The organism is Priestia sp. P5_B4 (assembly GCF_056400385.1).
In genome coordinates, this window is record NZ_JBFULJ010000726.1 from 1 (window position 1) to 1,937 (window position 1,937).

Genomic DNA, 1,937 nt, shown 5'->3' on the forward strand with positions numbered 1-1,937 from the left:
CGCTTTATGCGTGTGTGAAAACGTAATAGCGTCAACGCCTTTTACTTCACTTAATGAATAAATAACATCTTCCGTGTTTTGCTTGTTGCTGCTAAATCCAGAGTGAGCCATTGCAACAACTACGTCCGCACCTTTTTTCTTCATTTCTGGAATGTATTTGTTGGCTGTTTCTACAATGCCTTTTGTAATGACTTTTCCATCAAGGTTTGCTTTATCCCAATCGTTAATTTGAGGCGGCACAAAGCCAATGAAACCAACTTTAATCGTCCGTTTCTTTCCATTTTCATCGACGACTTTTTTATTCATAATTTTATAAGGCGTAAATTTATTTTTATCGTTTTTCGGGTTGTTGTCATGATCATCAACGTAGACATTCGCATTTATGTAAGGAAAGTTCGCATCGTTATACGCTTCTGTTAAGAAATCTAACCCATAGTTGAACTCATGATTTCCAAGTGTTGCAATATCATAATCCAGCTGATTCATTGCTTTAAATACAGGATGAACTTCCCCTTTTTTTAGCGGATTAATCTTAGCTTTATACGTGCCTAGAGGCGTTCCTTGAATGAGGTCTCCGTTATCTACTAATAAGCTGTTTTTTACTTCTTTTCGAGCGTTTTTGATTAAGGTAGCGGTTTTAGCTAAACCTACTTTCTCGTAAGAGGCATCTTTGAAGTAATCATAGTTTAATAGATTCGTATGAACATCGGTTGTTTCCATCAGGCGTATGTTCACAAGCGCATCTTTTTTATTATGGCCTTGATGCTTGCTTTGCTGTGAGCTTTGTCCAGGATGACGTTCTTCCGCTCCTGCCTGTGTAGTTAAAAGAGGCATAGATAATAGAGAAAGTGCCAGTGATGTGGATAGGATTTTTTTCGTTTTACTACTTTTGTTCTTTTTCATCTACCATTCACCTTTCAAGTAAGTTATCATCGCTATAAATCTAGCAATTGTTCAAAAATAGTATAGCAGAAAAGATTTATAAAGGATGTAAATTTTTTGATTTTTTAGTAAACCATTTGTATGCGTTTTATTAACTTTTTGTAAACCGAAAAAATTTTTTTAGTTTCCCTCTTCAAAACCAAGGACTATAGTTTTTATTAATTGGATGAACCCTCCTTTTTAAATGAGTCTTATTACCTAATACATCAACGTTCCCACGCCCTCTTTTAATTCAAAAGAATTTATTTCAAGCGGTGTGTATATATGTACTATACATACGATATGAAAAGCAGACATTAAGTTTGTCACAGCTTCTAACAGAATTTCGTAGATATAAAAAAGAAAGAGAAGGTTTTTGTCTTCTAATAAATAGATATATTTATATAATTTTACATTTAAAACAAGGAAACGAGGTTGAATCATAAGACATACCTACATGAAACCTACGTTCATCTACAAATAAAAAAATCCGAACGAAGTTGATTCTCCATCAAGAATCTTGATTCATCGTTCGGATGTTCTTTAGTTAACATACTTTTTTCTCAGCCGCGTTTTCTTACTGACCTAATTCTTTAATTTGTTTCATAATACTTGATACATCTTGAATTGATTGAAACAATTCACTGTTTTTTAGCGCTTCTGGATTGAAGCTGCCATCCTTTATATTGGCTTCATACGCTTCAATTCCACTAATGATTTTTTCGTTTTGTTGAACAAGCTGATCGTGCACATCAGAAGCGATGTCAGGAGCTTTTGTTTGATTAAATTCTTCAGCTCTTCCTTTCATTTCCTGCAACTTTTGCTCTAGCTTCTTTATTGCCTCGTCGTCATTAACAGCTTTTTCCGCTAGAGGCGGTATTTCTTCAGCAAACTTTTGTGCTTCACTCACGTAATCTTTCGCATCGTTTGCATAGTTCAACGTACTGCTTGTATCTTCAAGAAAAGAACAGCCGCCGACCATAAAAAGAACAGCAGTTGATATGACTAGCATCCAC

2 protein-coding genes are annotated in these 1,937 nt (G+C 35.0%); both read right to left on the reverse strand.

The window, feature by feature from the left end; genetic code table 11:
- The coding region (locus tag AC1DRF_RS25210) for a metallophosphoesterase (protein ID WP_477741981.1) at positions 1 to 903 on the reverse strand (903 nt) is incomplete at its 3' end.
- A gap of 595 nt (positions 904 to 1,498) precedes the next feature.
- On the reverse strand, positions 1,499 to 1,937 hold a 439-nt coding region (locus AC1DRF_RS25215), incomplete at its 5' end, for a DUF6376 family protein (protein ID WP_477741982.1).